This window comes from Psychrobacter sp. 1Y4 (genome assembly GCF_051847555.1).
Genome location: NZ_JBPYDE010000014.1, coordinates 29951 through 53280 on the forward strand (window position 1 = coordinate 29951; position 23330 = coordinate 53280).

The 23330-nt window shown below is 40.3% G+C and carries 21 protein-coding genes, 1 tRNA gene and 2 pseudogenes; 15 read left to right on the top strand and 9 right to left on the bottom strand.

Going from position 1 to position 23330, the window contains the following annotated elements; all coding sequences use genetic code 11:
- The first annotated feature begins 220 nt into the window (after nucleotides 1–220).
- From ACS8FC_RS11755 to rluF, 3 genes are all read left to right on the top strand, one after another.
- Nucleotides 221–865, top strand: coding sequence for a glutathione S-transferase (locus tag ACS8FC_RS11755; protein ID WP_439296939.1), 645 nt, complete (start codon nucleotides 221–223; stop codon nucleotides 863–865).
- A 103-nt stretch (nucleotides 866–968) separates the two neighbouring features.
- Nucleotides 969–1682, top strand: a complete 714-nt coding sequence (locus ACS8FC_RS11760) for a DarT1-associated NADAR antitoxin family protein (protein ID WP_439296940.1) — start codon at nucleotides 969–971, stop codon at nucleotides 1680–1682.
- 262 nt (nucleotides 1683–1944) lie between these two features.
- A complete protein-coding gene (rluF, locus tag ACS8FC_RS11765; RefSeq protein WP_439296941.1) occupies nucleotides 1945–2937 on the top strand; it encodes a 23S rRNA pseudouridine(2604) synthase RluF in 993 nt (330 codons plus the stop codon).
- Between the two features lie 151 nt (nucleotides 2938–3088).
- On the opposite strand, the gene ACS8FC_RS11770 is transcribed toward rluF, so the two are convergent.
- The 3 genes and pseudogenes from ACS8FC_RS11770 to ACS8FC_RS11780 form a co-directional block, all read right to left on the bottom strand.
- Nucleotides 3089–3616, bottom strand: a complete 528-nt coding sequence (locus ACS8FC_RS11770; RefSeq protein WP_439296942.1) for a peroxiredoxin — start codon at nucleotides 3614–3616, stop codon at nucleotides 3089–3091.
- A 162-nt stretch (nucleotides 3617–3778) separates the two neighbouring features.
- Nucleotides 3779–4198, bottom strand: a pseudogene (locus tag ACS8FC_RS11775) (IS630 family transposase); the annotation flags it as partial.
- Nucleotides 4167–4523: an IS630 transposase-related protein gene (locus ACS8FC_RS11780; RefSeq protein ID WP_350657583.1), complete on the bottom strand. Its 357-nt coding sequence runs from the start codon at nucleotides 4521–4523 to the stop codon at nucleotides 4167–4169. The pseudogene ACS8FC_RS11775 and the gene ACS8FC_RS11780, both read right to left, overlap by 32 nt.
- Nucleotides 4524–4573: 50 nt before the next feature.
- On the opposite strand from ACS8FC_RS11780, the gene ACS8FC_RS11785 reads away from it, so the two are divergent.
- Both ACS8FC_RS11785 and ACS8FC_RS11790 read left to right on the top strand, forming a co-directional pair.
- On the top strand, nucleotides 4574–4882 hold the full coding sequence (locus ACS8FC_RS11785) for an AAA family ATPase (protein WP_439296943.1): 309 nt from the start codon (nucleotides 4574–4576) through the stop codon (nucleotides 4880–4882).
- Between the two features lie 7 nt (nucleotides 4883–4889).
- Nucleotides 4890–5876: a hypothetical protein gene (locus tag ACS8FC_RS11790; protein WP_439296944.1), complete on the top strand. Its 987-nt coding sequence runs from the start codon at nucleotides 4890–4892 to the stop codon at nucleotides 5874–5876.
- 213 nt (nucleotides 5877–6089) lie between these two features.
- On the opposite strand, the pseudogene ACS8FC_RS11795 reads toward ACS8FC_RS11790, so the two are convergent.
- Nucleotides 6090–7080: pseudogene (locus ACS8FC_RS11795) on the bottom strand (IS3 family transposase); the annotation flags it as partial.
- Nucleotides 7081–7327: 247 nt separating this feature from the next.
- Here ACS8FC_RS11795 and ACS8FC_RS11800 point away from each other — a divergent pair.
- The 4 genes from ACS8FC_RS11800 (at nucleotide 7328) to ACS8FC_RS11815 (ending at nucleotide 12008) form a co-directional block, all read left to right on the top strand.
- On the top strand, nucleotides 7328–8683 hold the full coding sequence (locus tag ACS8FC_RS11800) for an aminotransferase-like domain-containing protein (protein WP_439296945.1): 1356 nt from the start codon (nucleotides 7328–7330) through the stop codon (nucleotides 8681–8683).
- A gap of 367 nt (nucleotides 8684–9050) precedes the next feature.
- Nucleotides 9051–10340, top strand: a complete 1290-nt coding sequence (locus tag ACS8FC_RS11805) for a CitMHS family transporter (RefSeq protein WP_439296946.1) — start codon at nucleotides 9051–9053, stop codon at nucleotides 10338–10340.
- A 24-nt stretch (nucleotides 10341–10364) separates the two neighbouring features.
- Entirely contained in the window at nucleotides 10365–11708 is a 1344-nt protein-coding gene (locus ACS8FC_RS11810; RefSeq protein ID WP_439296947.1) for an acyclic terpene utilization AtuA family protein, read from the top strand.
- The gene (locus ACS8FC_RS11815) at nucleotides 11709–12008 is read left to right on the top strand and encodes an AtuA-related protein (protein WP_439296948.1); all 300 of its coding nucleotides are present in this window, start codon (nucleotides 11709–11711) and stop codon (nucleotides 12006–12008) included.
- 86 nt (nucleotides 12009–12094) lie between these two features.
- On the opposite strand, the gene ACS8FC_RS11820 is transcribed toward ACS8FC_RS11815, so the two are convergent.
- On the bottom strand, nucleotides 12095–12310 hold the full coding sequence (locus tag ACS8FC_RS11820; protein WP_439296949.1) for a hypothetical protein: 216 nt from the start codon (nucleotides 12308–12310) through the stop codon (nucleotides 12095–12097).
- Between the two features lie 176 nt (nucleotides 12311–12486).
- Between ACS8FC_RS11820 and ACS8FC_RS11825 the strand changes: the two genes are divergently transcribed.
- Complete coding sequence (locus ACS8FC_RS11825) at nucleotides 12487–12765, top strand: peptidylprolyl isomerase (RefSeq protein ID WP_439296950.1); 279 nt, start codon at nucleotides 12487–12489, stop codon at nucleotides 12763–12765.
- Nucleotides 12766–13100: 335 nt separating this feature from the next.
- Here ACS8FC_RS11825 and ACS8FC_RS11830 read toward each other — a convergent pair.
- A tRNA-Gly gene (locus tag ACS8FC_RS11830) sits at nucleotides 13101–13175 on the bottom strand.
- A 269-nt stretch (nucleotides 13176–13444) separates the two neighbouring features.
- Here ACS8FC_RS11830 and ACS8FC_RS11835 point away from each other — a divergent pair.
- Nucleotides 13445–15115 (top strand): alpha-keto acid decarboxylase family protein, encoded by a 1671-nt coding sequence (locus tag ACS8FC_RS11835; protein WP_439296951.1) that lies wholly within the window; start codon nucleotides 13445–13447, stop codon nucleotides 15113–15115.
- A 110-nt stretch (nucleotides 15116–15225) separates the two neighbouring features.
- On the opposite strand, the gene ACS8FC_RS11840 is transcribed toward ACS8FC_RS11835, so the two are convergent.
- Nucleotides 15226–16002 carry a DUF5020 family protein gene (locus ACS8FC_RS11840; protein ID WP_439296952.1) on the bottom strand — a complete coding sequence of 259 codons (777 nt, stop codon included), beginning with the start codon at nucleotides 16000–16002 and terminating at the stop codon, nucleotides 15226–15228.
- Between the two features lie 390 nt (nucleotides 16003–16392).
- On the bottom strand, nucleotides 16393–17181 hold the full coding sequence (locus tag ACS8FC_RS11845) for an IclR family transcriptional regulator domain-containing protein (RefSeq protein ID WP_439296953.1): 789 nt from the start codon (nucleotides 17179–17181) through the stop codon (nucleotides 16393–16395).
- Nucleotides 17182–17215: 34 nt separating this feature from the next.
- On the opposite strand from ACS8FC_RS11845, the gene ACS8FC_RS11850 reads away from it, so the two are divergent.
- From ACS8FC_RS11850 to ACS8FC_RS11865, 4 genes are all read left to right on the top strand, one after another.
- Nucleotides 17216–18586, top strand: a complete 1371-nt coding sequence (locus tag ACS8FC_RS11850) for a lyase family protein (RefSeq protein WP_439296954.1) — start codon at nucleotides 17216–17218, stop codon at nucleotides 18584–18586.
- A 123-nt stretch (nucleotides 18587–18709) separates the two neighbouring features.
- Nucleotides 18710–19768 (top strand): TRAP transporter substrate-binding protein, encoded by a 1059-nt coding sequence (locus ACS8FC_RS11855; protein ID WP_439296955.1) that lies wholly within the window; start codon nucleotides 18710–18712, stop codon nucleotides 19766–19768.
- 133 nt (nucleotides 19769–19901) lie between these two features.
- A complete protein-coding gene (locus ACS8FC_RS11860; protein WP_439296956.1) occupies nucleotides 19902–20924 on the top strand; it encodes a TRAP transporter substrate-binding protein in 1023 nt (340 codons plus the stop codon).
- 94 nt (nucleotides 20925–21018) lie between these two features.
- Nucleotides 21019–21939 carry a TauD/TfdA dioxygenase family protein gene (locus tag ACS8FC_RS11865; RefSeq protein WP_439260885.1) on the top strand — a complete coding sequence of 307 codons (921 nt, stop codon included), beginning with the start codon at nucleotides 21019–21021 and terminating at the stop codon, nucleotides 21937–21939.
- Nucleotides 21940–22292: 353 nt separating this feature from the next.
- Here ACS8FC_RS11865 and bhcD read toward each other — a convergent pair whose 3' ends face one another.
- Nucleotides 22293–23291, bottom strand: coding sequence for an iminosuccinate reductase BhcD (gene bhcD / locus ACS8FC_RS11870; protein ID WP_439260884.1), 999 nt, complete (start codon nucleotides 23289–23291; stop codon nucleotides 22293–22295).
- Between the last annotated feature and the right edge of the window lie 39 nt (nucleotides 23292–23330).

Below are 23330 nucleotides of genomic sequence, written 5' to 3' on the forward strand. Positions count from 1 at the left end.
AGTGAATATATCTTTAAGTATCTGTTTATAAAATAATAATCGATGAAGTCTGGTGATAAGTCTGCCACAAACCGACTCACACTGCGACACAGCGAATGTGTCATTTAGTATGAATTTTTTTAGTGTAAAACTTTTAATGTATCAAACAATGTGGTTGATGATAAGATAATAGACTTCATCTTTAAGCTCATTCATCCAGATCCAATTGCGAAAAATATTTATGACTTCCTCACTTCATCGCCTGTACTCTTTTCGTCGCTGTCCTTATGCCATGCGTGCTAGGCTTGGTATCTTATTTGCTGAGTTGCAAGTGGAGCTGCGAGAGATAATATTAAAAAATAAACCGCCACAGATGCTAGCGATTAGCCCAAAGGGAACTGTGCCTGTTTTACAGCTTATAGATGGTGAAGTTATTGAAGAGAGTCGAGAGATCATGATATGGGCGCTTAAGCAAGACGATCAGCAAGGGCTACTTGATACAGAAGTTATTCACCAAGCAAATGCGTTGATTGACAAAAATGATAATGAATTTAAACATTGGCTGGATCGTTATAAGTATGCTGATCGTCACCCTGAGATGACCCAAGAAGCGTATCGACAACGGGGTGAGGCGTTTTTGCATGTTTTAGAAGAACTGCTAACCAAGCATACTTATCTTTTAGGGGAGAGCATAACCATTGCTGATATTGGGATTATGCCTTTTGTTCGTCAATTCGCTCATGTGGATCGCGAGGTTTTTTATAGTCTGCCTTATCCAAACCTGCAGCGCTGGCTACAGCATTGGTTGGCGCACCCAGTATTCATACAAGCGATGACGAAGTATCAGCTTTGGCAGGAAGGAGATGAAATGGTGGTTTTTCCATGACCAGTAATGTTCCTTCTTAAAGGCAAGCACTAGCGTTATGAAAGAACATTTATACAAAACTATTGATATAATGCACATTGTTACGAAATAAAGAAATCAAATTATGGAACAAAGACAAGACGCTGTAGAACACAAACCCGTATTTATGCCTAGAGTCAACAGTGACAATCTGGTAAAAACAGATATGGTTAGGTTTGAGCGGCATGTGGGATTTGCCAGTCGGCAAAAGAAAAAATCCATCAACGATATGCATCAAGTCATTCGTAAAAAATATGGATTCAACCACGTCTTAGAGCTATCTAGTAAGTCTGGCAATAAGCTAAGTTTTTTGCTCAGTCCACTTAGCTTAAAGCTCACTGACGAGCACAATGGCGCGCAGCATAATGTCGAAAACATCTTTCAGGCGAGCAAGGTGTTTGAACATGGTGGTCCCTATAGTGACTTGCTGACAGTGCCACCAAGACAGGCCAAAAAAGACGAGCGCTTGCAATCGTCTGGTGAGCTCATTGGTTACAATGATTTTGGTATGGAGTGGAATCTAGAGCCGCTGACTGCGTTTTATGATTGGCTGTATGTTAACGCACTAAAGCAGAACACTCAGCTCCACGAAGAGGTCATGCAATATCAAGCCTTTACAGATATTGAATTTAATCCCAAAAAGTCTATTCATTGTCCGGCTTATTCGCTGGCGATGTTTGTAGCACTCAATAAACGCGATTTACTTGATAACGTTGAAGACCCAGGAACGTTTTATGACTTACATACTGAGTTTAAATTGAGTAATACAGCCCATCTGTTAGAAGAAGGGTGGTTTTGAATAGTTCGACTAGAGATTGGCTTCGTTTGTCCGTCACACGTCTTTCAATTTGTATAGGTTTTTTGCACTTTTGGCATCATTAGAAGCTGTTTGACAAAACTTCGATTTGTACGATTATGCACATGTTTCTAGATTTTGTTCTCTCCTTTAAAATGGGTACTGAATTTCCTATATAATGTGAGCCACCTCGCTGATGATAATCCACTCAATTTAGTCTTTTTCTTAGCAAAAAAGGCTTTTTATTAGGTAAAAATGGCACTTTATGTTTAACACTTCCTCGACTCGTTTAAATAAATACATCAGCGAAAGCGGTATTTGCTCCAGGCGAGACGCTGACCGCTTTATTGAACAAGGTAATGTCTACCTCAATGGTAAGCGTGCTCAAGTAGGCGATCAGGTGGTTGCTGGAGATACGGTAAAAGTCAACGGACAGCTCATTGAGCCGCGAGAGGCCGATGATTTTGTTTTTATTGTATTGAATAAGCCCGTGGGTATTGTAAGCACCACTGAAAGTTCTGAGAAAAATAACATTGTCGATTTTGTTAGACATGGGGTACGTATTTTTCCAATTGGTCGTTTGGACAAAGATTCCCAAGGTTTAATATTTTTGACCAACAATGGCGATCTAGTGAACAAGGTTTTACGTGCGGGTAATAATCATGAAAAAGAGTATTTGGTGACGGTTAATAAACCGATAACCGATAGTTTTATCGAGGGTTTGGCAGGCGGTGTGCCTATTTTAGGAACGATGACCAAAAAATGCCCAGTGACTAAGGTGGCACCCACCGTATTTAACATCACGCTAGTACAGGGGTTAAACCGTCAAATTCGCCGGATGTGTGAGCATTTTGGTTATGAAGTCGTGAAGCTTGAACGTACGCGGATTATGAATGTGACTCTTAAGGGTCTTCCAGTTGGAGATTGGCGAGATTTAACTCCAAAAGAGTTGTCTGTTTTACTTAACTCTATAGAAGATTCTTCTTCGCAAGACAAGAATGCGGCTAAGAAATCTCGCAATAAACCAAGAAAAAATGCTCGTACTAATAGCTCGTCAAAATCAAAAGCGTCTTCTAAATCAACAGGCGCGGCAAAGGGGAATAGTAAACATCCTAGAGACGGTGCCAGAAAACCATCGGGTTCTAAAGGTGGGCGTCCTTCTGGCCATGGTAAGAAGTCTGGGGGCAATGGCAAACCTGCAGCAAATGGCAAGCGCCCTGCAAAAGGTCGAAGTTCTAAGCGCTCTTCACGGTCGTAGTTTTTTAAAGTATGAAAGCGAATTACCGCATAGCCCTTATATTTAAGGGCTATGTGGTTCGGCAGTTCAGTAGTTCGATAGTATTAGAGCATCTATCGACGCCTGTTAACACTTGATAACACTTGATAAAAACAGTCAAGCGTCAATGTGGTTAAGCGTTACTTTTCAAATACTCTAACATGGTGTCCGCATCTGATACTTCAAAAGGATCTATTGGACAGTTGTCGCCAAAATCAGGTTCCTTAAACACTTTTTTGATGGCTTTATTGTCGACATACATCGAATAACGCCATGAGCGCATACCAAAGCCAAGATTACTCTTATCAACAAGCATACCCATTTTACGAGTGAACTCACCATTGCCATCAGGAAGTAAGAAAACGTTTTCACGGTTTTGTTTTAGGCCCCATTGGTACATGACGAACGCATCATTGACAGAAATGCAAACTATTTCATCTACGCCTAACGCCTTAAACTCATCATAAAGCTCTTCATAACGAGGTAAATGGCTGGTCGAACAAGTTGGCGTAAAGGCACCTGGTAGTGAGAACACGACCACTTTTTTATTAGCAAATAACTCATCAGTGGTTAGGTTATACCATGTGAAGGGGTTGTCTCCTCCGATAGATTCATCACGAACACGAGTTTTAAAAGTCACATCAGGTACATGGGTAATCATTATTTACTCCGATTTAGATTATTGTTTTTTAGTTTTCAAAATACTGCGCATATATAGTCAGTTCAAAATAAAAATGTTATGCCTTGGACAAATATCATAAAACAATTTGGATAAGTCATTTTGCATCCAACCTTGGCGTAGAAACTTCACTTGAGCCCATTTCTTTTCGATAGGGTTTAGGTATGGGCTGTACGGCGGCAACCAAAGAATACGATGCCCGTGCCTGTTTAGTAGCTTTTGAATGCGTTTGCTCTTATGAAATCTGGCGTTATCCATCACAATCACGCATTTAGTTTTAAGACTTGGGATTAGCTTGTGTTTGCACCAGTGATAGAAGACGATGCTGTTGATGTTTGTCTCAAAGTAATCAAGCGCAAACAGCATCTTTTCATACAGAGCACCAATAACGTTGGTTCGCTTTTTACCTTGCCAGTTGTAGCTATCGATACAAGGCTTACCGATCGGCGCATAGCCATGAGAGCGGATGGTCTCGTGCTCAAAGCCGCTTTCATCCATATAGACAATGGGATAGCCTTGCTGCGTAAAGCTATCAAGCTTTCCCTGATACGCCGCTCTTTTTATTGGGCAAGCTTTTGGATGCTCTAAGGTCTTTTTTTTGACTGATGCCTAGGCGCTTTAGGGCATGATAAATGCCTGTTTTACTACAATTTAAACGATGTGCTCGCTCATACTGGTAATCATCAGGATGTTCTTTGACATCATTAAGTAGCACGTCATCTGGTATTTTATAGGGTTTGGTTTGCCTGATTGTTTTGCTATGAACACGTCTCTTCCAGTTTTGTATGGTGGTTGGGCTGAGATTATAGAACTCAGCCGCCCCGGCAATGGTCATACCCTCGTCTAAGCTTTTTAGTACTTGTTTGCGAAAATCTAGTGAGTAAGTCATGGTCTTTATGATAACAATTGGGTTTAATAATTAGTTTATAACACTTTTAAATGGGTTTGGCTATAGAAATAAGACTAAGTAGTGGGAAAGCAATAAGCTATAGGAGTCTCTCATCTGGAGAGAGACAAGTAGTGTTTATCTTTCTAAAAATTATAAATGGAAGTGTCGATAACTCTCTAATACTAATGGATGAACCAGAAATATCATTACATCTTTCGTGGCAAGAAAAATTATTAACAGAAATCACAAAATTAAATGATACAAGTCAAATTATAATAGTAACCCATAGTCCTGCTATGGTTATGAATGGTTGGTTAGATAGTTTTGTAGATATAAAAAATATAACAACAGAAGCGTAGTGATAACATGTCAGAATTTAGTGATTTCCTTACTGATAGAGACTATATTGGCTCTTACAATGTATTTCTGTCTGGGAATATTGCAGATAAAGATAATGGCATCATCTATGTAGAAGATGCTTCTGATTGGAAATTTTGGGAAGAGTTCATTGATTATTATTACCCTAAGGAATACATGTGTCGTCCATCTTCTAAAGATGGGAAAACAGTAACTGGAAAGAGGTTTTTAGAGACTATATACGATACGGCTAACGAGAAAGTAATAATAGCTGTTGATAGTGATTATGATTATATAGCTTCCAAAGCGCAAGCGAGCCATGTTTTCAACCATAATAAATATATTGTTCATACATATGGCTTCAGTAGAGAAAGCGTACAGCTTGAAAAATATCACTTACAGAATTTTTTTGAAAGATGTAAATTAACACTACCCAATACAGTGAACTTACTAGAATTTCTAGAAAAATTTTCTGAAATATCGTTCAGTGCCTTAGCTAGATATACAGTCCTATTAAAGCGAGTTAATTATATTAATATACATGAAAATGGATTTAACTCCTGTTTCAATATTCTTGATAACAAATTAATTGATAATGATTTGAATGTAGATTTATCTACTATAAATAAAATAGAGAATAGCTTTGATTTGTTTTTTTCTGAAAAAAATATATCAGAAAATGATATAGATGAAGCAGAGTATTTCTTAAAGAGAATAGGAATAAATAAAGGTAATGCATACAGGTTTATATCAGGACATGTGTTCTTCGTTATAGTCAAAAAAATTCATAAAGACTCATTATTACAACTGATGAAGGATGAAATTGTAAAGGTTAAAGAAGATGTGGATAAAAAATCGATTAAAGGTATGGTTAGCCATGTAACGCACCTATTCAAGAATTCATTTAGTTTCGATACCTATTGTAATATGCGTTATGTAGATCCTGATGACGAGGTTCACAAACTTATACTGTCAGCTATTGATAATATAAAGTGATAAGTGTTCTTTAAAGCTAGCTTCTTTTAGACCTTAGGAGTTAGAATCTAGAATCTAGGAAAAGGCAGCTTAGGTTTGAGTATGTTTGAAAATCTATACAATCACTAATTTCTAAACAAAAAAAAGCCCCACCGCTCATATAAAGAGTAGTGAGGCTTTTTAAGTATTTGGAGCGGGAAAAGAGATTCGAACTCTCGACCCCAGAAGCTCTCTATTGTCGAAGCAATTACCTTTGCTGCTCATCGAACCTTTAAACTCATGTTGCTCAATGATCTTGTGGTAGGCATGGCTGTAATACTGACTGCCTCTGTCAGAATGCAAAATCAGCCCTTGGCTGGGTCTTTTATTTTTAGTTGCCATATTGAGTGCACGGCATACTAAATCTGTTGTCATGCGCTTATTAATAGGGTAGCCGACCAGCTCTTTGCTATATAAGTCTTTAACTCCAGATAAGTACAGCCAGCCCTCCGTTGTCCAGATATAAGTAATATCGCTGACCCAAGACTCATTAGGTCGACTGGAGTCAAATATCTGATCCAACACATTTGGATAGATTAGCTTGTTATGGTTTGAGTTGGTGGTAACTTTAGAGCGCTTGTGGCGACGGCATTTGATGTCGTACTCTTCTTTGATGCGTCTGACCATGTATTTACTGATGGCATATCCTTGCTCTGTAAGATGAGCATGCAGTCGCTCATAGCTATAGCACTTTTTGGTCTCAGTATGCGCCACTCTAACCAACAGCTTACACTGATTGCGATGGATAATCTGGTCACTGATGCCACGATTTATCCAGTCGTAATAGCTTGATGGTTTAACGTCTAATATGTGACACATGTGGGTAATGGTAAAGATCTGCCGATCTGCCGATTTGCTTTGATAAAGGCGTACTTCACTAATTGTTTTTCGTAAAGTACGCCGTGGCCTTTTCTAGTATCTCGCGCTCCTCTTCGGCAATCTCAAGCTGACGTTTAAGACGCTTATTTTCTTCTATAATGGCCATGAGTTCATGGTCATATTGCTTAGTGCCGACAAGCTTGCCTTCATTAGCTTTATTCTGCCAGTTAGATAAGGTTTGCATGGCAATGGCAAGCTGCTTTGCGGTAACTGAAACATTGCCGTTGTTGTCGGCTATCTTTTTGACCGCTTCGGCTTTGAATTCTGTGCTATAAGTGCTGATTTCTTGGTCATGGTAAACTCCTATTAATATGCTTAGTTTACCAAGTTTGGTTCTACAGTTTTTTCAGCATAGCTCAAGTATATATGTGGTCATAATCAGCCTTGATAAATATGAGGAGCTTAGTAGTCTAATATTAGTAGTTTAATTATAGCAGTCTATTTTGAGTGGCCTATTAACTGATTAATTGGTCTTATTAGAAAGTTTAAGCGATATGCTTATAAAGGTTTACTATGATATTTAATGAGTCTTCTACTAAAAACGGAGTTTAAAATTGAAGAAGTTCGAAAAAATATGTCTATTAGTCATTGATGATATTAAGTCTGGTAGAAAGAAGGTTGGAGATAAAATACCTTCGATTCGAGCAATGGCAGAAAAACACAAGGTGTCTAAGAATACAATAGTAAATGCCTACAATATCTTACTCGAACAACATTGGATCAAGGCGCTCCCTAAGTCTGGGTTTTATGTCGGTGAAGATTTATCCAGTACACCAATGCTGAATTCGACCCCTTTTTATACGGGCATTGACCTATTGGAACAGCAAATGATCGACCAGTCCCATCATAAACCTGGTGCGGGACGCTATCCCAAAGAATATATGGATAAGCTGAACCTCGAGCTCTACTTAGGGCAGGCGAGTGACAACGCTGAGTTGGCAGACTTCGACCGTGGCAATGGTGATCCAGCAGGCAACGTGTTACTTCGAGGATTGATTGTCGATATCTTGAGCAAGCGCGCGCTAACTGTCGATTCTCAAAACGTATTACTGACCTACGGTACCAATCACAGCTTAGATTTGATTATCAGACAGTTTTTAACCAAAGGCGATCAGGTCATCGTAGAGTCCCCTGGTTATTATCCATTATTTAGTAAGCTTGACTTACATCAAGTTCATATAAATCCCATTAAGCGAACCAAGTTTGGTTTAGATGTAAACAATTTAGAGTCAATCATTCAAAAACAACATCCAAAAATTTTATTTTTACAGCCTTTTGCCCATAACCCAACAGGGACAGACTTGAATGTCCCAAACATGGCGGCGATTCAGAAATTATGTATCAAGTATAACGTGCTCATTGTTGAAAATGATCCGTTTTTATTAGCAAGAGACGGCACTGCTAGTTATTTTTTTAATAAAGATTGTCCCGTTATTTATGTCAGCAGCTTTTCAAAAACAATATCTGCTTCAATCAGATGCGGCTTTATCGTCGCCTCTAAATCGATGATTAAATCACTTACGCGGCTAAAGATGATCACTGTCATCAATACCTCTTCCATCATGGAAAATATTCTTAATCATCTCATCACCAGCGGTGCTTTGGCCAATCATCTACACGCTCTTAAAATGATATCTGATGAGAAGTCAGTCGCCGCCATCACTGCGCTGAGCAAAATCGACGGACTCACACTTTATCCTCACAATCCCAGCGGTAATTTTTTATGGTTTCGTATTCCCATGGATGACAAAAAAGTGGTAAACGATGCAAAAAGTAATAATATCTTTATTGCTCCAGGTAATCTGTTTTTCCCATCCGACCCCGCTTATTTTGCCTTAAGGGTTAATAAATTCTATATAGATAAAACTACTGTTAATTTTATTAAGACAACCGTATTTAATAATCACTAAAACCTTCTCGTTCTCAGCATTTACCAGCACCAATTCTATTTATAACGCCTTTAAAAACCATTTGGCCTGTACTTTTAAAAGGTCAAGGCAGTAAATAGCCTCTAAGAAGACAGCGATATTTGATGATATTGCTGCAGAAATTTTTTACCTCTCCATATCTCCCTTTTTTTCCATTAACTGCCTGTCTTGAAGCATAAATTTTTACTAAAAATGGGTACAGTTTTATGTGAAAAATCATCTCTGTACCCTTGGAAGCGTATTCCTTCCGTGGTATTTCTATTAGAGCTTGACGTAAGTTATCAGCTTATGCCAAGGCGGACTGGTAGGTATTAGAAGGAAGAAGTTAACTTTTAAAAGGAGAGTAAATTTGTTGGCTTTATTGGGGTTTTTGACAATCTTTGTGTTTTTGGGCCTGATACTTACTAAGAAAGTATCTGTCATTGTTTCGCTAATTCTAGTTCCTGTAGTTTTCGCTTTAATAGGTGGATTCGGTAGTGAGTTAGGAACCTTCATGTTAGATGGTATCGTTGGTGTCGCGCCTACAGGAATCATGTTAGGGTTTGCCATTTTATTTTTCGGAGTGATGAACAATGCGGGTTTATTTGATCCGCTAATTTCGAAGGTTTTGAAACTGGTTAAAGGCGATCCAGTAAAAATCACAATAGGAACTGCCATTATTGCAATGGTCGCTCACTTAGATGGTTCTGGGGCGTCCACTTTTTTGATCACCATTCCTGCACTGCTACCGCTATACGATAAATTGGGAATGAACAGGATTGTTTTAGCCGGTATGGTCGCTCTCGGTGCTGGCACAATGAATTTAACTCCTTGGGGAGGTCCAACAGCACGAGCAGCCGCCGCGCTAGACGTTAGTACTGCTCAATTATTTAATCCTCTGATTCCTGCTTTTGTGGCTGGAGTAGTTTGGATTATTTTCGTGGCATATCTAGTCGGGAAAAAAGAGCGTAAACGCTTGGGTGTTCAGGATATGGAGCATAGTTTGCATGACGAGTTGACTGAAGAAGAACGCAGTATGCGCCGTCCGAAAATTTTCTGGTTCAATTTTGTTTTAACCATCTTGACTATAGTAGCACTGGTTCAAGTCTGGCTCCCTCTACCAGTAGTCTTTATGGTAGCTTTTGCAGTCGCTGTTCTAATAAATTACCCTAAACCAAATGATCAAATGGATCAAATAAGAGCACAATCCGTTGGCATGATTACAGTAGTTTCAATTATTTTTGCTGCTGGTATTTTCACCGGTATTCTTTCAGGTACAGGTATGATCACTGCTATGGCTACTTCGTTAGTCAATATCATTCCAGATACTGTAGGCGGTTCTATGGGAATTATTGTAGCCACAATAAGTATGCCATTAAGTTTGATTTTCACTCCAGATGCTTATTATTTTGGGGTCATGCCAATTCTTGCAGAGACTGCTAGTGCATACGGACTTGATCCAATACAAATCGGTCAAGCTTCTATGCTGGGGCAGATGACTACTGGATTTCCATTGAGCCCTCTGACAGCATCAACATTCTTATTAATTGGTTTGGCAGGGGTAGAGCTTGCTGATCATCAAAAATTCGTATTCAAATGGGCATTTGGTACCACAATTGTTATGACTATCGTGGCAGTTATCACAGGTGTCATTATATAAATAGCACTACATGGAGGTTATATTATGAAATCGATCAAAATTGGGTCTGGAGCTGGTTATTCAGATGACAGGTTAGAGCCAGCACTTGATATCATTCAATATGGGGAAGTCGATTATATTGTTTTTGAATGCCTTGCAGAACGAACGATTGCCATTGCACAGCAGCGAAAAATGAAAAATATAAAAGAGGGTTATGATAGTCTTCTTGAGTATCGAATGGAGCAAGTTTTACCTCTTTGTGCAGAAAAAAATGTGAAGATAGTAACGAATATGGGTGCTGCAAATCCAGAAGCAGCTGCTGAACGGGTAAAACAAATTGCCCAAAAGCAAGGTCTGCATAACCTAAAAATCGCGGCGGTAACTGGAGATGATGTTTTATCAAGAATCGATCAATATCAAGACCAAAAACTGTTAGAAAATAATAAGCATATTAAAGAGCTAGGATCGGCAATCGTTTCTGCTAACGCTTATATTGGAGCAAGAGGTATCGTGGAAGCACTTGAAGCAGGTGCGGACATAATTATTACTGGTCGAGCAGCTGATCCTTCCTTATTCCTTGCACCCATGATTTATGAATTTGGCTGGTCTTTTGCAGATACTGAACTTCTAGGTAAAGGAACGATAGGAGGTCATTTGATGGAGTGTGGCGCTCAAATCACTGGAGGCTATTTTGCAGACCCTGGATTTAAAGAGGTGCCTGAGCTTTGGAACGTAGGCTTTCCAATCATGGAAGTGGATGAAAAAGGTGATTATTATATTACGAAACTGGATGACTCTGGTGGTGTGGTTTCTCTAGCAACGGTAAAAGAACAGCTACTTTATGAAATTCATGATCCGGCTAACTACCTAACACCAGATGTCATTGCGGATTTTTCTAATGTTCAAGTCGAGGAAGTAGAAGACAACGTTGTTAAAGTTTTTGGCGGCTCCGGTAAAAAAAAGACGGGCTTGCTAAAAACCAGCATAGGATATAAAGAAGGCTACATTGCTGAGGCAGAAATCAGCTATGGCGGTTCAGGTTCCGTTAAAAGAGCAAGGTTAGCAAAAGAAATCATCCAGAAAAGACTGGACGCCCAAAATATTGAACCCGTTGAGATTCGTTATGATTTTATCGGACTTAATTCTTTATATGGAAATGAGATTCCCGATACGCAGGAAATGCTGGAAGTGAGACTTCGTGTTGCTGCAAGAGCTGGAGATCATGTGATCGCGAAAGCTATTGTTCGAGAGGTGGAGTCTCTTTATACCAATGGTCCAGCAGGTGGTGGCGGAATTCGCTCGAATATTAAAGAAATAGTTTCAATAGGCTCAATTTTGATTCCAGAAGCAGACACGGATATTAAAATCTCATATCGTGAGGTAAAGTAAATGAAATTACGTGAAATAGCACATTCCCGTACGGGTGATAAAGGGAATATATCAAATATTTCTCTTATAGCATTTAAAAATGAAGACTATGAATTAATTAAAGAAAGAGTTACTGAGGAAATAGTGAAAGAGTGGTTCAAAGATATCGTACAAGGTGAAGTCACCCGTTATGAGCTGCCGAATCTTAGTGCATTCAATTTTGTTATGACTGGCGCATTAGGAGGAGGGGTTACAAAGTCCTTAGCACAGGATATGCACGGGAAAAGTTTAAGTTCTAAACTATTGGATTTAGACATATAAACAAAATAAAGTCTGGGTCACATAAAAACCAAACAAAAAAATAGCGCCTAACATGGGCACTATTTTTATATCAGTAAACTGAGTTATTAAGAACGATGACTATGACTATGAGTTTGCTTAGCTTGATATTTGCTTTTCGCTTTTAGATGCGCTGCTGCCTTTTTTGACTGATGCTTTGATACCACTGCTTTTTTCTTAACTTGCTGATGTTTGTTATCGACCTTCACCCTGGGTGTTTGATGCTTCACTTGAGCCATATGATGTTTGGTAACTTCAGGCGCAGCACTTGCTTGACTGACCATGGTAAAGCAAATGTTGTAGTGGCAGCGACACTCAAAAGGCAACGACTCTCATCCAAAGAGTAGCGCCTGTGTAGATAATGACTTTTGAAGAAGTAGAGCATACAAGTTAGGTTAGCAATCAAAGTGTGTAATGGTATAATGCCCCGATAATCGATATTTCATGAAGGGTTTACATTATGGCTCGTACAGCTAGCGCATTACACATTTTAGTAAAAGACAAAGAACTGGCTGAAGACATTATTGCCAAGCTTAAAAAAGGCGCCCAGTTTGATGTGCTAGCTAAAAAACATTCAACCTGTCCATCAGCTAAAAAAGGCGGTAATTTAGGTGAGTTTAAAAAAGGCGACATGGTACCGGCATTTGATAAAGTCTGCTTCAACGGTGAACTCTTCACCCCACATTTAGTGAAAACCAAGTTCGGCTGGCATGTGGTTAAAGTGCTTTATAGGACGTAAACGTTAGTGTCGGAGCTTTGATTGTAAGCCAACTAAAGTATGACTTAAACTGTAGTGGCATAATTAAATTGGACTATATTTAAGATAAGATATTTAAAAAGTAGCCGCCATAACCAGAGTGCGGTAATAGCTCATAAAGCTCGCTCTGAAGCTGATAACACATATCACAGCCACACAGCCAAGACTCGCATCTAAGCGCTTCTGTACCTATAAACGGATCGCCATACACAGAAAGATATTTCGATAAATCTTTTATAACCCTCGAAAATCAGACAAAAAAAATCCTCACTTCCTATTTAAGGAGTGAGGATTTTAGTGCTTTTTCAAGCCATATTTGGAGCGGGATAAGAGATTCGAACTCTCGACCCCAACCTTGGCAAGGTTATGCTCTACCACTGAGCTAATCCCGCTGATTCATCGTTTGATTAACTATCATCAGATGATGAAGGCGTATTATACGCGGTTTTTCTGGGCTGTCAACAACCACCATGAAAAAAAGTAAAATTTAATAAAATAGGCATGTCATCGTACCATTGATGTATGATATAACAGTTTTTTATAATAGGTATTCCAAAAGATTTTTGTCACACAGATAATTTTGAGATACGATTTTATAATTATTTTCAACCGTTTATATTATTACTAGTATTTATGAATATAATTCTTAAGGATAAGAGCTATGAGCCAACAGTATACCATCGCTGACTATTTGTTCGATCGCATCGCTGAAGCAGGTGCGACTGAGATATTTGGCGTACCAGGTGATTTTAACCTAACATTTTTAGACAATGTTATTGATTCTGACAAATTGCGTTGGGTAGGTAATACCAATGAGTTAAATGCAGGTTACGCTGCTGATGGTTACGCACGTGAGCGTGGGTTTGCAGCTATGGTGACGACCTTTGGTGTGGGCGAGCTATCAGCGATCAACGCTACCGCAGGCTCTTTTGCAGAGTATGCGCCAGTATTGCATGTTGTCGGTGCGCCCAGTACGGCTTTGCAAGATTCTAAGCAACGTATTCACCATACGCTTGGTGACGGGGTGTTTAACCACTTTATCAAGATGGTAGAACCAGTAACAGTAGCACGCGCACACCTTACCGCCGAAAACGCAGCTTCAGAGATTGATAGAGTCATTCGTGTGACCCTCAAAAAACACCGTCCAGGCTACTTGCTACTATCACCAGATGTGGCACGTCAGCCTATTTACCCACCATCTACTAAGCTTGTCGATAGTGCAGAGAAAATAACCAGTGAAGCTGCCTTGGCTGATTTCAAAAAAGCATTGAAGGCGTTTTTGCCGAACAAGACGACTACTTTGATGGCGGACTTGATGGTGCATCGTTTAGGACTACAAGACCAGCTCAAAGCTTTGATTGCGGATACCGAGATTCCTTATACGACGCTATCTTGGGGTAAGACTCTATTGGATGAGCAAAGCGATCGCTGGGCTGGCACATATGCAGGCGTAGCATCACGTCCAGTAGTGAAAGATGCAGTAGAAAACTGCGAATGCCTCATTAAAATTGGGGTACAGTATACCGATACGACGACTGCAGGATTTAGCCAAAATATTGACAAAAAAACAGTCGTAGATTTGCATTATGAACGCGCGACCATTAGTGGACAGAACTTTGCTCCTATTGCGTTAGAAGATGCGCTACAAGCATTACATGAAGTCATGACATCAGGAATCAATATCGTACCAAAACCCTTTTGTAGAGAAATTAGGCCGCATGAGCAACATGGCACTGATGAAGAAGCCATTCGTCAAGACGACCTATGGCATGTTATTGCAGACCATTTGGATCATAACAATCTAGTGTTTGCCGACCAAGGAACTGCTTACTTTGGTATCAGTGATGTACGTCTACCAGAAGGCGTGACTTGTTATGGTCAGCCAATGTGGGGCTCGATTGGTTATACCTTACCGGCAAGCTTAGGGGCAGCTATCGCATCGCCTGATAAACGTAGTGTATTACTCATTGGCGATGGCTCAGCATTATTGACCATACAAGAAATAGCAACGATGATTCAAGAGCGTATCAACCCTGTCATCATGCTTATCAATAACGACGGCTATACCGTTGAGCGTGCCATTCATGGTGAAAACCAGCATTATAATGATATTCCTAAGTGTAACTGGCACCTGATGCCGCAAGCTTTTGGTGCAGATGAACAAAACAGTCTTGTATTGAAAGCAGAGACAATGAGCCAATTGAAAGCTGCTCTAAAGACAGCCGCAGCAACGACAGATAAAATGGTGTTTTTAGAGGTGATGACGGACAAGCACGATATTCCGCCTTTGTTGGCAGATATTAGTGCAGCGCTGAAGCCAAAGGCAGATTAAGTAGTTGCATATATAGTTATTTATAGCACAAGCATCAAAAAGCCCCGCTCAAAAGTTTAAGCAGGGCTTTTTAATTTTATATTAAGCGTTGTAATGGTTACTTGTAAGGTTTAGAAATGGAACTTAACTAGTGCACTGGGGACGCTTTGATCTACGCCATCAAAACCGAATTTGTTTTTCCAGTAGCTGTATTCCATACCCACTTCAATACGGTTGTCGATACCCAATGCATCTTGTAGGTTGTACTTAATTTGTGGATTAATATGTAGCTGATCAGCTTTGTCATCGTTATTAAAAGAGTAATCGATATAGCCATCAACGACGAAGTTGTTCTTCTCCCAACCATAGGTTAAGGTAATTTGCTGATCATCGGCATCACTGAACGTATCATCGTTGAAAGCATGATAGATTGATGCTGAAGCATACTTCATACCATCGATTGGTATGTTTAAATCAGCGCCAATACCCACCAAAAAGTTATCTTGCTCAAACCCACTTTCACTGGTTCCAAACTCATATTGACCAGCCAAGTTCACCTGTTTGATGAAGCTATTACTGTAGTCGGATATTTTAAACTTAGGCGCAACTTCGCCATAAATATCTTTTGAACGACTGCCGCTGACATCTTCATTGCCTTGCAAGCGATCAACGAAAAAGAACAGACCGCCCCAATCAAAGGCTGAGGCATGCTCAAGGGTGACGGTGGTTATTTCCTGTTTTACACCTGCAGGCCCGGTTTTATAATTGTCACCATAAAGCACAGAGATGCTGGTGTCAGAAAAAAAGCGTTTGGCGTTGGCACTCGTAGACATTGCGCCTATAGCGATAATAGCGGAGGCGGCAATAGTAAGTGGCTTGATAGCAGAGGTAGTTGAATTAAAACGCACAGTATTACTCCTTTAATTACAGTCGTTAATTTCCCTCAAAAGCACAGTTATAGGATTATACAAACGTCAGTTTTAACATCCTGTCAAAACGCACTATTACTGCGAAGGAAAGACAATTTGATAGAGTTGACCATTTGGTCAAGATTTATATTACTACAAAGAGATTACAATTAGTAGCACTAATGAATTAAAAAGTAGAATATAAAAAAGCTCACAGTCACCTGTGAGTTTTTGATGCTTTACGGAGTATAAACGTCATGACCGCTCATACTTTAATTGAGCAGACGTAGACATACGATTTACTATGTAAGTCATTGATTGTCAATAATATTTAATGTCTTTTATCAGTTTTGGCCAACTATAGCAACCTACTATATTTAAACTTATGAGTTAAATATAGTAGGTTTGGATTTTTGCCGCGCAATCACGTAGTATTAGTAAAAACTGTTCGATCAAAACGTCATGAGAGATGCGTAAGGCATTGGTGCTAATATTAATAGCGCCAATAAGCTCGTTATTTGCTTTATAGACTGGCAGTGCCAGCGATAATAAACCTGTATCTAGCTCTTGATTGACCACGACGTATTGCTGATCTTTAGCGTCTTTCAACACTTGATTAAGCTGATTACGATCGGTAATGCTGTAGGGCGTATGAGCACATAGCTCAACGTTATTAATATAATTTCTAAGCGGCTCATCAGGAAGGTTGGCAAGTATCGCGCGACCCATAGAGGTATAAGCTGCAGGTAGTCTTGTGCCAATCGCTAGGGTAATAGACATTAGGCGATGTTCAGCCGCAGAGCGGGCGATATATACCACTTCATTGCCATCCAATACGGCAAACGAACACGACTCCCCAGTTTGTTCAGTGACGCGTTCTAAATAGAACTGGATAATATCGTGATGGTGGACACTACTCAAGTAACTGACACCAAGACTTAGCGTTTTAGGAGTTAGACGAAATTGACGCTTGCTTTTATGGACATAACCCAGAGCGTGCAAGGTTAATAGATAACGCCTAGCCTTTGCTCGATCTATCTTGGCACGCTCAGCTACTTCGCTTAACGTCATGCTAGAATGGTTTTCATCAAAAGTGAGTAATACACTCATTCCTGCCGCAAGCGATGCAACAAAATCTGGACTATCAACAGGTATTTTCTCATCTTGTTCTTTATTCATGCTATTCAATGATTACCAAAATTAGAGATTCTAAATGAAAATTACTCAATTAATCAATCAGCCATTTATGCATACTAATACTGTAGAGCGCTTTTCAGATCGGCTGTTTGTGCAGGCTATGATAGATTTTGAGCTGGCCATTATAGAGGCCCGAGAAGGTCATAGCCTCATTCCAGCAGGCATTTTACAGCAAACCAAAGAAGCGCTAACGATAGATTTGTTCGATATTGATGAGATTGGAGCGCAAACCTACCTTGGTGGCAATGCAGCTATTCCTTTTGTCGCTCAGGCCAAAACCTTGTTACCTCAAGACATAAAACTGTACTTTCATCAGACCGTCACCAGCCAAGATGTTATTGACACAGCGATGATGATGATGCTTAAGCCTGCTTTAAAACGTATCAATAATGATTTAACCGATATACTACAAGCTTGCGCTATATTAATTGAGAGTCACCGCGCGACACCGATGGCAGGTAGAACCCTATTACAACAAGCATTACCGATTACTTTTGGAGTAAAAGCCTCGCAGTGGGCAGCATCGCTTATCGCTGTTTTGCCAAATTTAATGCAATTAGAGCAAGCAGGTTTTTATTTACAATGGGGCGGCCCTGTTGGGGTTAGTAATGAAGAGAATGAACGTTATAAGCTGCCTCAGCAAGTAGCGACATTGCTCGGCCTATCGTTACCGCTGCTGCCATGGCATACAAATAGACAACCTATTCATGCGCTCGCTTCTGGATTGGATGCTTGTGCTTGTGCTATGGAAAATATCGTTGAAGATATAGCATTGATGTGCCAGTCTGAGCTAGGCGAGTTGGCGGAGCCTGCTATTGAAGGGATGGGCGGCTCATCATCGATGCCGCATAAGCGCAATCCTGTATTGTGTGCACTAATTAAGACCGCTACGTTAAGGATGCATGGACACCTAAGCGTGATTAGTAATACAACCGCTCAGCCTTTTGAGCGCGCATTGGGCCAGTGGCATGCAAGCTGGATGCCTTTAATGGAAGGGACCGCTTTGCTCGCGGGTGCTGCAAATTATCTGAAGACTTTATTACAAGGGTTACAAGTGTATCCTAAGCGCATGGCGGCCAATCTTGATTTAAATAGTGATGCGTATCTTATTGAGCCTTTGAGGTATCATTTTTTAGAGCATCAAGAGCAAATCTATCCTTTAATAAATCAAGCGAGCGAGCAAGCACATAAAGAACATAAAGGCTTTGTAAAAACGTTTTTTGAGACAATAACACACTCATCTATACAGATTAGCGATCATGACTCAAATGAGCTTGCGACACTTCTATCTCCTTTGACTTACTGCGGTGCTGCAGACAAACAGTGTCAGCTAATAATACAAGCAATCGAATCGATAGTTGCAAAACCAACCAGCATAAATAAATAACCTGATTGACAGAAGCTTAGAAAAGGGTTACGTTAATTCACTATACGAACAAGGATTCTTATATAGAACAATTGATAAAGATTTTAATCCATTTATCTTTACTCATCAAAAAAGGAATTTGTGATGAAAAAAATGCTTTCTATTAGTATGGCATTGACGGCTTTAATAGGCTTTGCAGGCTGTTCACAATCAAATGATACTGCTAATGATACTAGTGCGACAAGCTCAGAAGAGACGACTACATTACGTTTTGCTCACTTTTGGCCAGCGACTTCAGCGACGCACAAAGACGTTTTTGCACCTTGGGCAAAAAAGGTTGAAGAAGAGTCAAACGGTCGCCTAAAAGTTGAAATCTTTCCTTCTGCCACTCTTAGTAAAGCCGATGCCGCTTACGATGCTGCTGCTAAAGGTACCATCGATATTGGCTCTCAACTTCAAGGTTATACCAATGGGCGCTTCCCATTAACTCAAATCACAGAGCTTCCTGGTCTCTCAAATTCAGCCACTCAAATGAACTGTATGCTCCAGACATTGTATGATGATGGGGTGATTTCGAGCGAATATGAAGACACGCATTTGTTATTTATGATGGGTACTGGCCCTGGAGGTATTCATACAATTGATAAAGAAATTCGCAAACCAGAGGATCTAAAAGGCTTACGTATTCGTCGTCCTTCTGCCATCGCTGGCGACATTATTGAAGCAGCAGGAGGCACGCCTGTCGGTCTACCAGCTCCTGATCTTTATACTTCGCTGCAACGCGGCGTACTGGACGGTTTAAGTTTGCCGTGGGATGCAACTGGCTCATTCAAACTTATCGAACTTGTAAACACTCATACCAATATGCCTTTTTATAGTTCCGCTATTATGGTGACGATGAATAAAGACAAGTACGAAAGCCTACCTGATGATCTCAAAAAAGTTATCGATGACAACTCCGGTATGGAGATGGCTGTCATCGCTGGTGAAGTGTTTGATGGTGAAGATGCTAAATTTATGGCTGAGGCCGCAGCCAAAGGCGATACCATGATAGACATCCCTGATCCATTAAATGACCCTGCATGGAGCGCACCATTGGAAGCTGGTACACAAAAATATCTAAAAGACACTAAGGCCCTTGGCTTGGATGCCCAAACAGTCTATCAAAAAGCCAAAGACGCTAGTGCAGCGTGTAAAGCCTAGTTTATATAATCATAATAGACTAACCTTATACAAGAAGTTTGCATGATTTTAATTTATCTACAAGGATGTGATGAAGATGTTTTTTAAAATTAAAAGGGGCGCCATACCTTTATCTTTGCTAATGGCATTAGGCATGTCAGGCTGCTCTAATCAATCTGAGGAAGGTGTCAATACCGATTCAGGCGCAGCAGATGTTACGACGCAGGAAATTACGACGCTAAGGTTCTCACACTTTTGGCCATCTACAGCAGCTTTGCATACTGATGTGTTTGAGCCGTGGGCCAAAAAGATTGAAACAGATTCAGAGGGGAGGCTAGAGGTTGAGATTTATCCTTCAGCCACTCTAAGTAAACCTGATATCACTTATGATTCGACTGCTAAGGGTACTGTGGATATAGGGGCGCAAGTTCAGGGCTATATCAGTGGCCGTTTTCCGTTAACTGAGATTACCCAGCTACCCGGCCTTTCAAGCTCAGGTGCTCAATTAAGCTGCATGCTACAAACCTTGTATAACAATGATGTGATAGCAGATGAGTATGAGGATACCCATCTGCTATTTATGATGGCGTCAGGACCTGGCGTTTTTCATACGATTGATAAACCTATTCGTGAACCAGAAGATCTCAAAGGCATGCGTATTCGCCGCCCGTTAGAGATAGCGGCCAATATTATCGAAGCGGCAGGGGGCACACCTGTTGGTATGCCGGCATCTGATCAATATACTTCCTTGCAACGCGGTGTGATAGATGGAGTGAGCACGCCTTGGGATGCGGCAGGCGCCTTTAAGTTAGCAGAATTGACCAACACGCATACGACTATACCTTTGTATAGCTCTGCTTTATTGGTAACCATGAATAAAGACAAGTATCAAAGCCTACCTGATGATCTCAAAAAAGTTATCGATGACAATTCAGGTATGGATATGGCAAAGGTTGCGGGCAGCTTATTTGATAGTGAAGATATCAGGGTTAAAGCTGAGTCCAAAGCTCGCGGCGATACGATGATAGAGATTCCTGATCCATTAAACGATCCTGCTTGGAGCGGTATACTCAAGACAGAAATTGAGAAATACCTCAATAACGTGGAAGCGCTTGGATTAGACGCACAAGGCGTTTATGAAAAGGCACAAGAAGCGAGTGTTGCTTGTAAGGTTTAATTTTTATTAGCGAAAAATTAGTAATCGTATTGAAATATTGTTTTTTCAGTTAATGTAGTAAAACTCATTTTCAACAATTTTTAAGGGATTAAAAATGGTTAATAGTGTTCACCCCACAGGACTTTTCGATAATAGTGCGAAAGATTATCAGCATATTACTGCTCATCCTTTAGCTTCTGCTATGGGCGCAGAAATTAGAGGTGTAGATTTAAGCGATGTCAGCGACGATGTCATGGCTGAGATCGAAGATGCCCTTTATCGACATAAAATGATTTTTTTTAGAGATCAGGAAATATCTTTTACTGATCACGAAAACTTAATCCTTCAGCTTGGTGAGTTTGGGACAGATGCTTATACGACTGGTGTTCCTGGTCATCCAAATGTTCAACCGCTTATTAAAGAAGCAAGCGTAACTACCAAAAGCGTATTTGGTAGTGGCTGGCATGTCGATTCAGCTTTTTTAGAGTGCCCGCCTTCTATTGCCATTAATTATGGGGTAGATATACCGCCATACGGTGGCGATACGATGTTCGCCAATGCTGTGTTGGCTTATAACTCTTTGAGTCCAGCGATGCAGGAAATGATAGCGCCGCTAAAAGTATGGATGAGTGGTAAAAACGTCCTTGCCAATATGCAATCAGAAAAGCAATCTCAAGAGTCAGGTAAAGTAGGGGCTATTGGCAATATTGAACTGGATTTAAATACCCAGCAAATGCTAGAAGGTTTTTATCATCCAATGGTCAGAACCCATCCGGTTTCAGGTGAAAAGTCACTGTATGTCGATAAGATTTATGCCTGCGGTATAGAAGGCATGACAGAAGATGAGTCGCGACCTTTACTTGATTTTTTATCCAGCTTTGCCACTCAAGAATCTTTTACTTGTCGTTTAAGATGGGAAAATAATACCGTTATTATGTGGGATAATAGGATTTGCTTGCATCAAGCTTTTAATGACTACGATGGTTATCGGCGCGAGATGTATCGGGCGATAGTCATGGGCGAGAGGCCAGTATAATAAGTTTTTATACGGTCAAATAAAAACTTCAAATTTAGTAAAGATCAACTTCGACAGCGATAAGGTGGAAAACCCATCTTATCCTATCAATCAAGCGGTATGCCTCACATAGCTTTTTATGAAGGCAGATCAGACGCGTATTGTGTTAGGCACGGCGCATTAAAACGTATTTTAAGAAGTAAAACATATATAGCTAATACAAATTATAAAATGAGACAAGCCTATATGAATGATGACTTTTATTTTAATACGATTAATAAAGGGGTCAGTTTCGATGGTAAACCGACGACATCGTTAAAACCGCCAAATAAATTTATTTGGCGGTTTTAAAATACATTCGTTAATATAAATAATTATAGCGAAATTTGCTGAGCTTCGCCTTTTTCAAGCGCCAAGCGTGCTGCTGCAGAAGCAACCGCTAAATCTTGCAGGCCAACACCAGTCCCATCAAACAAGGTAATCTCGTCATCTGAGCTACGACCCGGATGATCGCCGTTAATCGCAGCACCAAGAGTGGTAATATCGCTCTCTTTGATAGCGCCAGATTTGATGGCATGTTGCGCTTCACCAAGGCTGATTGATTGGGCGATTTCATCAGTAAAGACAGTAGCAGAGGCTATCAGCTCAGCATCAACTTCTTGCTTACCGACTGTATCAGTACCCATGCAAGCGATGTGAGTGCCAGGCTTGATCCACTCTTTCATCAGTAGCGGCTCAAATGCTGAAGTAATAGTAATAATTACGTCCGCTTGCTTACACAGCTCTTCACGCTCAACCGACTCAAATGCTACGCCTGCTTCTTCAGCGACAGCTTGTAGGTTTTTAAGGCGATCTTTGTTGTTGTTCCAAGCGACTACTTTATCAAAATCACGTTGCTCAAGTGCGGCGCGTAACTGAAAAGTAGACTGATGACCGGCACCAATCATACCGATAACTTTGCTGTCTCTGCGAGCCAAATGAGCAATCGATACGGCAGAGGCGGCGGCAGTACGTACAGCGGTCAGATAGTTACCACCGACGAGCGCGCGCAATTTACCATTATCAGGATTAAACAAAAAAATCGTCGATTGATGGTTGGTCAAGCCTTTGGCTTCGTTACCTGGCCAGTAACCACCTGATTTTAGGCCCAATGATTTACCAGCGCGATCAAACCCTGATTTAAAACCATATAAAGCATCAGCATAGCCAATCGCTTCACGAATCACAGGGAAGTTATAAGCATCGCCGCGTGACATGGATGCAAATACATTTTCCACGGCTGTGAAAGCTGAGGCGCGATCAATGACTGATTTACAAGCGTCTTCTGAGACGATCAATAAACCGTCGTTATTGCTGCTATTTTCTGCACTCATTATAAATTCCTTTTTATGCTTTTTAATTGATATTTCTTG

Bases quoted from the DNA above. Each gene is read 5' to 3' on its own strand.
- ACS8FC_RS11760 (WP_439296940.1), top strand. From the start codon at position 969: ATGGAACAAAGACAAGACGCTGTAGAACACAAACCCGTATTTATGCCT.
- ACS8FC_RS11835 (WP_439296951.1), top strand. From the start codon at position 13,445: ATGAGCCAACAGTATACCATCGCTGACTATTTGTTCGATCGCATCGCT.
- ACS8FC_RS11860 (WP_439296956.1), top strand. From the start codon at position 19,902: ATGTCAGGCTGCTCTAATCAATCTGAGGAAGGTGTCAATACCGATTCA.
- ACS8FC_RS11770 (WP_439296942.1), bottom strand. From the start codon at position 3,616: ATGATTACCCATGTACCTGATGTGACTTTTAAAACTCGTGTTCGTGAT.
- ACS8FC_RS11820 (WP_439296949.1), bottom strand. From the start codon at position 12,310: ATGGTCAGTCAAGCAAGTGCTGCGCCTGAAGTTACCAAACATCATATG.
- rluF (WP_439296941.1), top strand. From the start codon at position 1,945: ATGTTTAACACTTCCTCGACTCGTTTAAATAAATACATCAGCGAAAGC.
- ACS8FC_RS11785 (WP_439296943.1), top strand. From the start codon at position 4,574: ATGGGTTTGGCTATAGAAATAAGACTAAGTAGTGGGAAAGCAATAAGC.
- bhcD (WP_439260884.1), bottom strand. From the start codon at position 23,291: ATGAGTGCAGAAAATAGCAGCAATAACGACGGTTTATTGATCGTCTCA.
- ACS8FC_RS11815 (WP_439296948.1), top strand. From the start codon at position 11,709: ATGAAATTACGTGAAATAGCACATTCCCGTACGGGTGATAAAGGGAAT.
- ACS8FC_RS11865 (WP_439260885.1), top strand. From the start codon at position 21,019: ATGGTTAATAGTGTTCACCCCACAGGACTTTTCGATAATAGTGCGAAA.
- ACS8FC_RS11780 (WP_350657583.1), bottom strand. From the start codon at position 4,523: ATGACTTACTCACTAGATTTTCGCAAACAAGTACTAAAAAGCTTAGAC.
- ACS8FC_RS11755 (WP_439296939.1), top strand. From the start codon at position 221: ATGACTTCCTCACTTCATCGCCTGTACTCTTTTCGTCGCTGTCCTTAT.
- ACS8FC_RS11810 (WP_439296947.1), top strand. From the start codon at position 10,365: ATGAAATCGATCAAAATTGGGTCTGGAGCTGGTTATTCAGATGACAGG.
- ACS8FC_RS11855 (WP_439296955.1), top strand. From the start codon at position 18,710: ATGAAAAAAATGCTTTCTATTAGTATGGCATTGACGGCTTTAATAGGC.
- ACS8FC_RS11845 (WP_439296953.1), bottom strand. From the start codon at position 17,181: ATGAATAAAGAACAAGATGAGAAAATACCTGTTGATAGTCCAGATTTT.
- ACS8FC_RS11850 (WP_439296954.1), top strand. From the start codon at position 17,216: ATGAAAATTACTCAATTAATCAATCAGCCATTTATGCATACTAATACT.
- ACS8FC_RS11825 (WP_439296950.1), top strand. From the start codon at position 12,487: ATGGCTCGTACAGCTAGCGCATTACACATTTTAGTAAAAGACAAAGAA.
- ACS8FC_RS11790 (WP_439296944.1), top strand. From the start codon at position 4,890: ATGTCAGAATTTAGTGATTTCCTTACTGATAGAGACTATATTGGCTCT.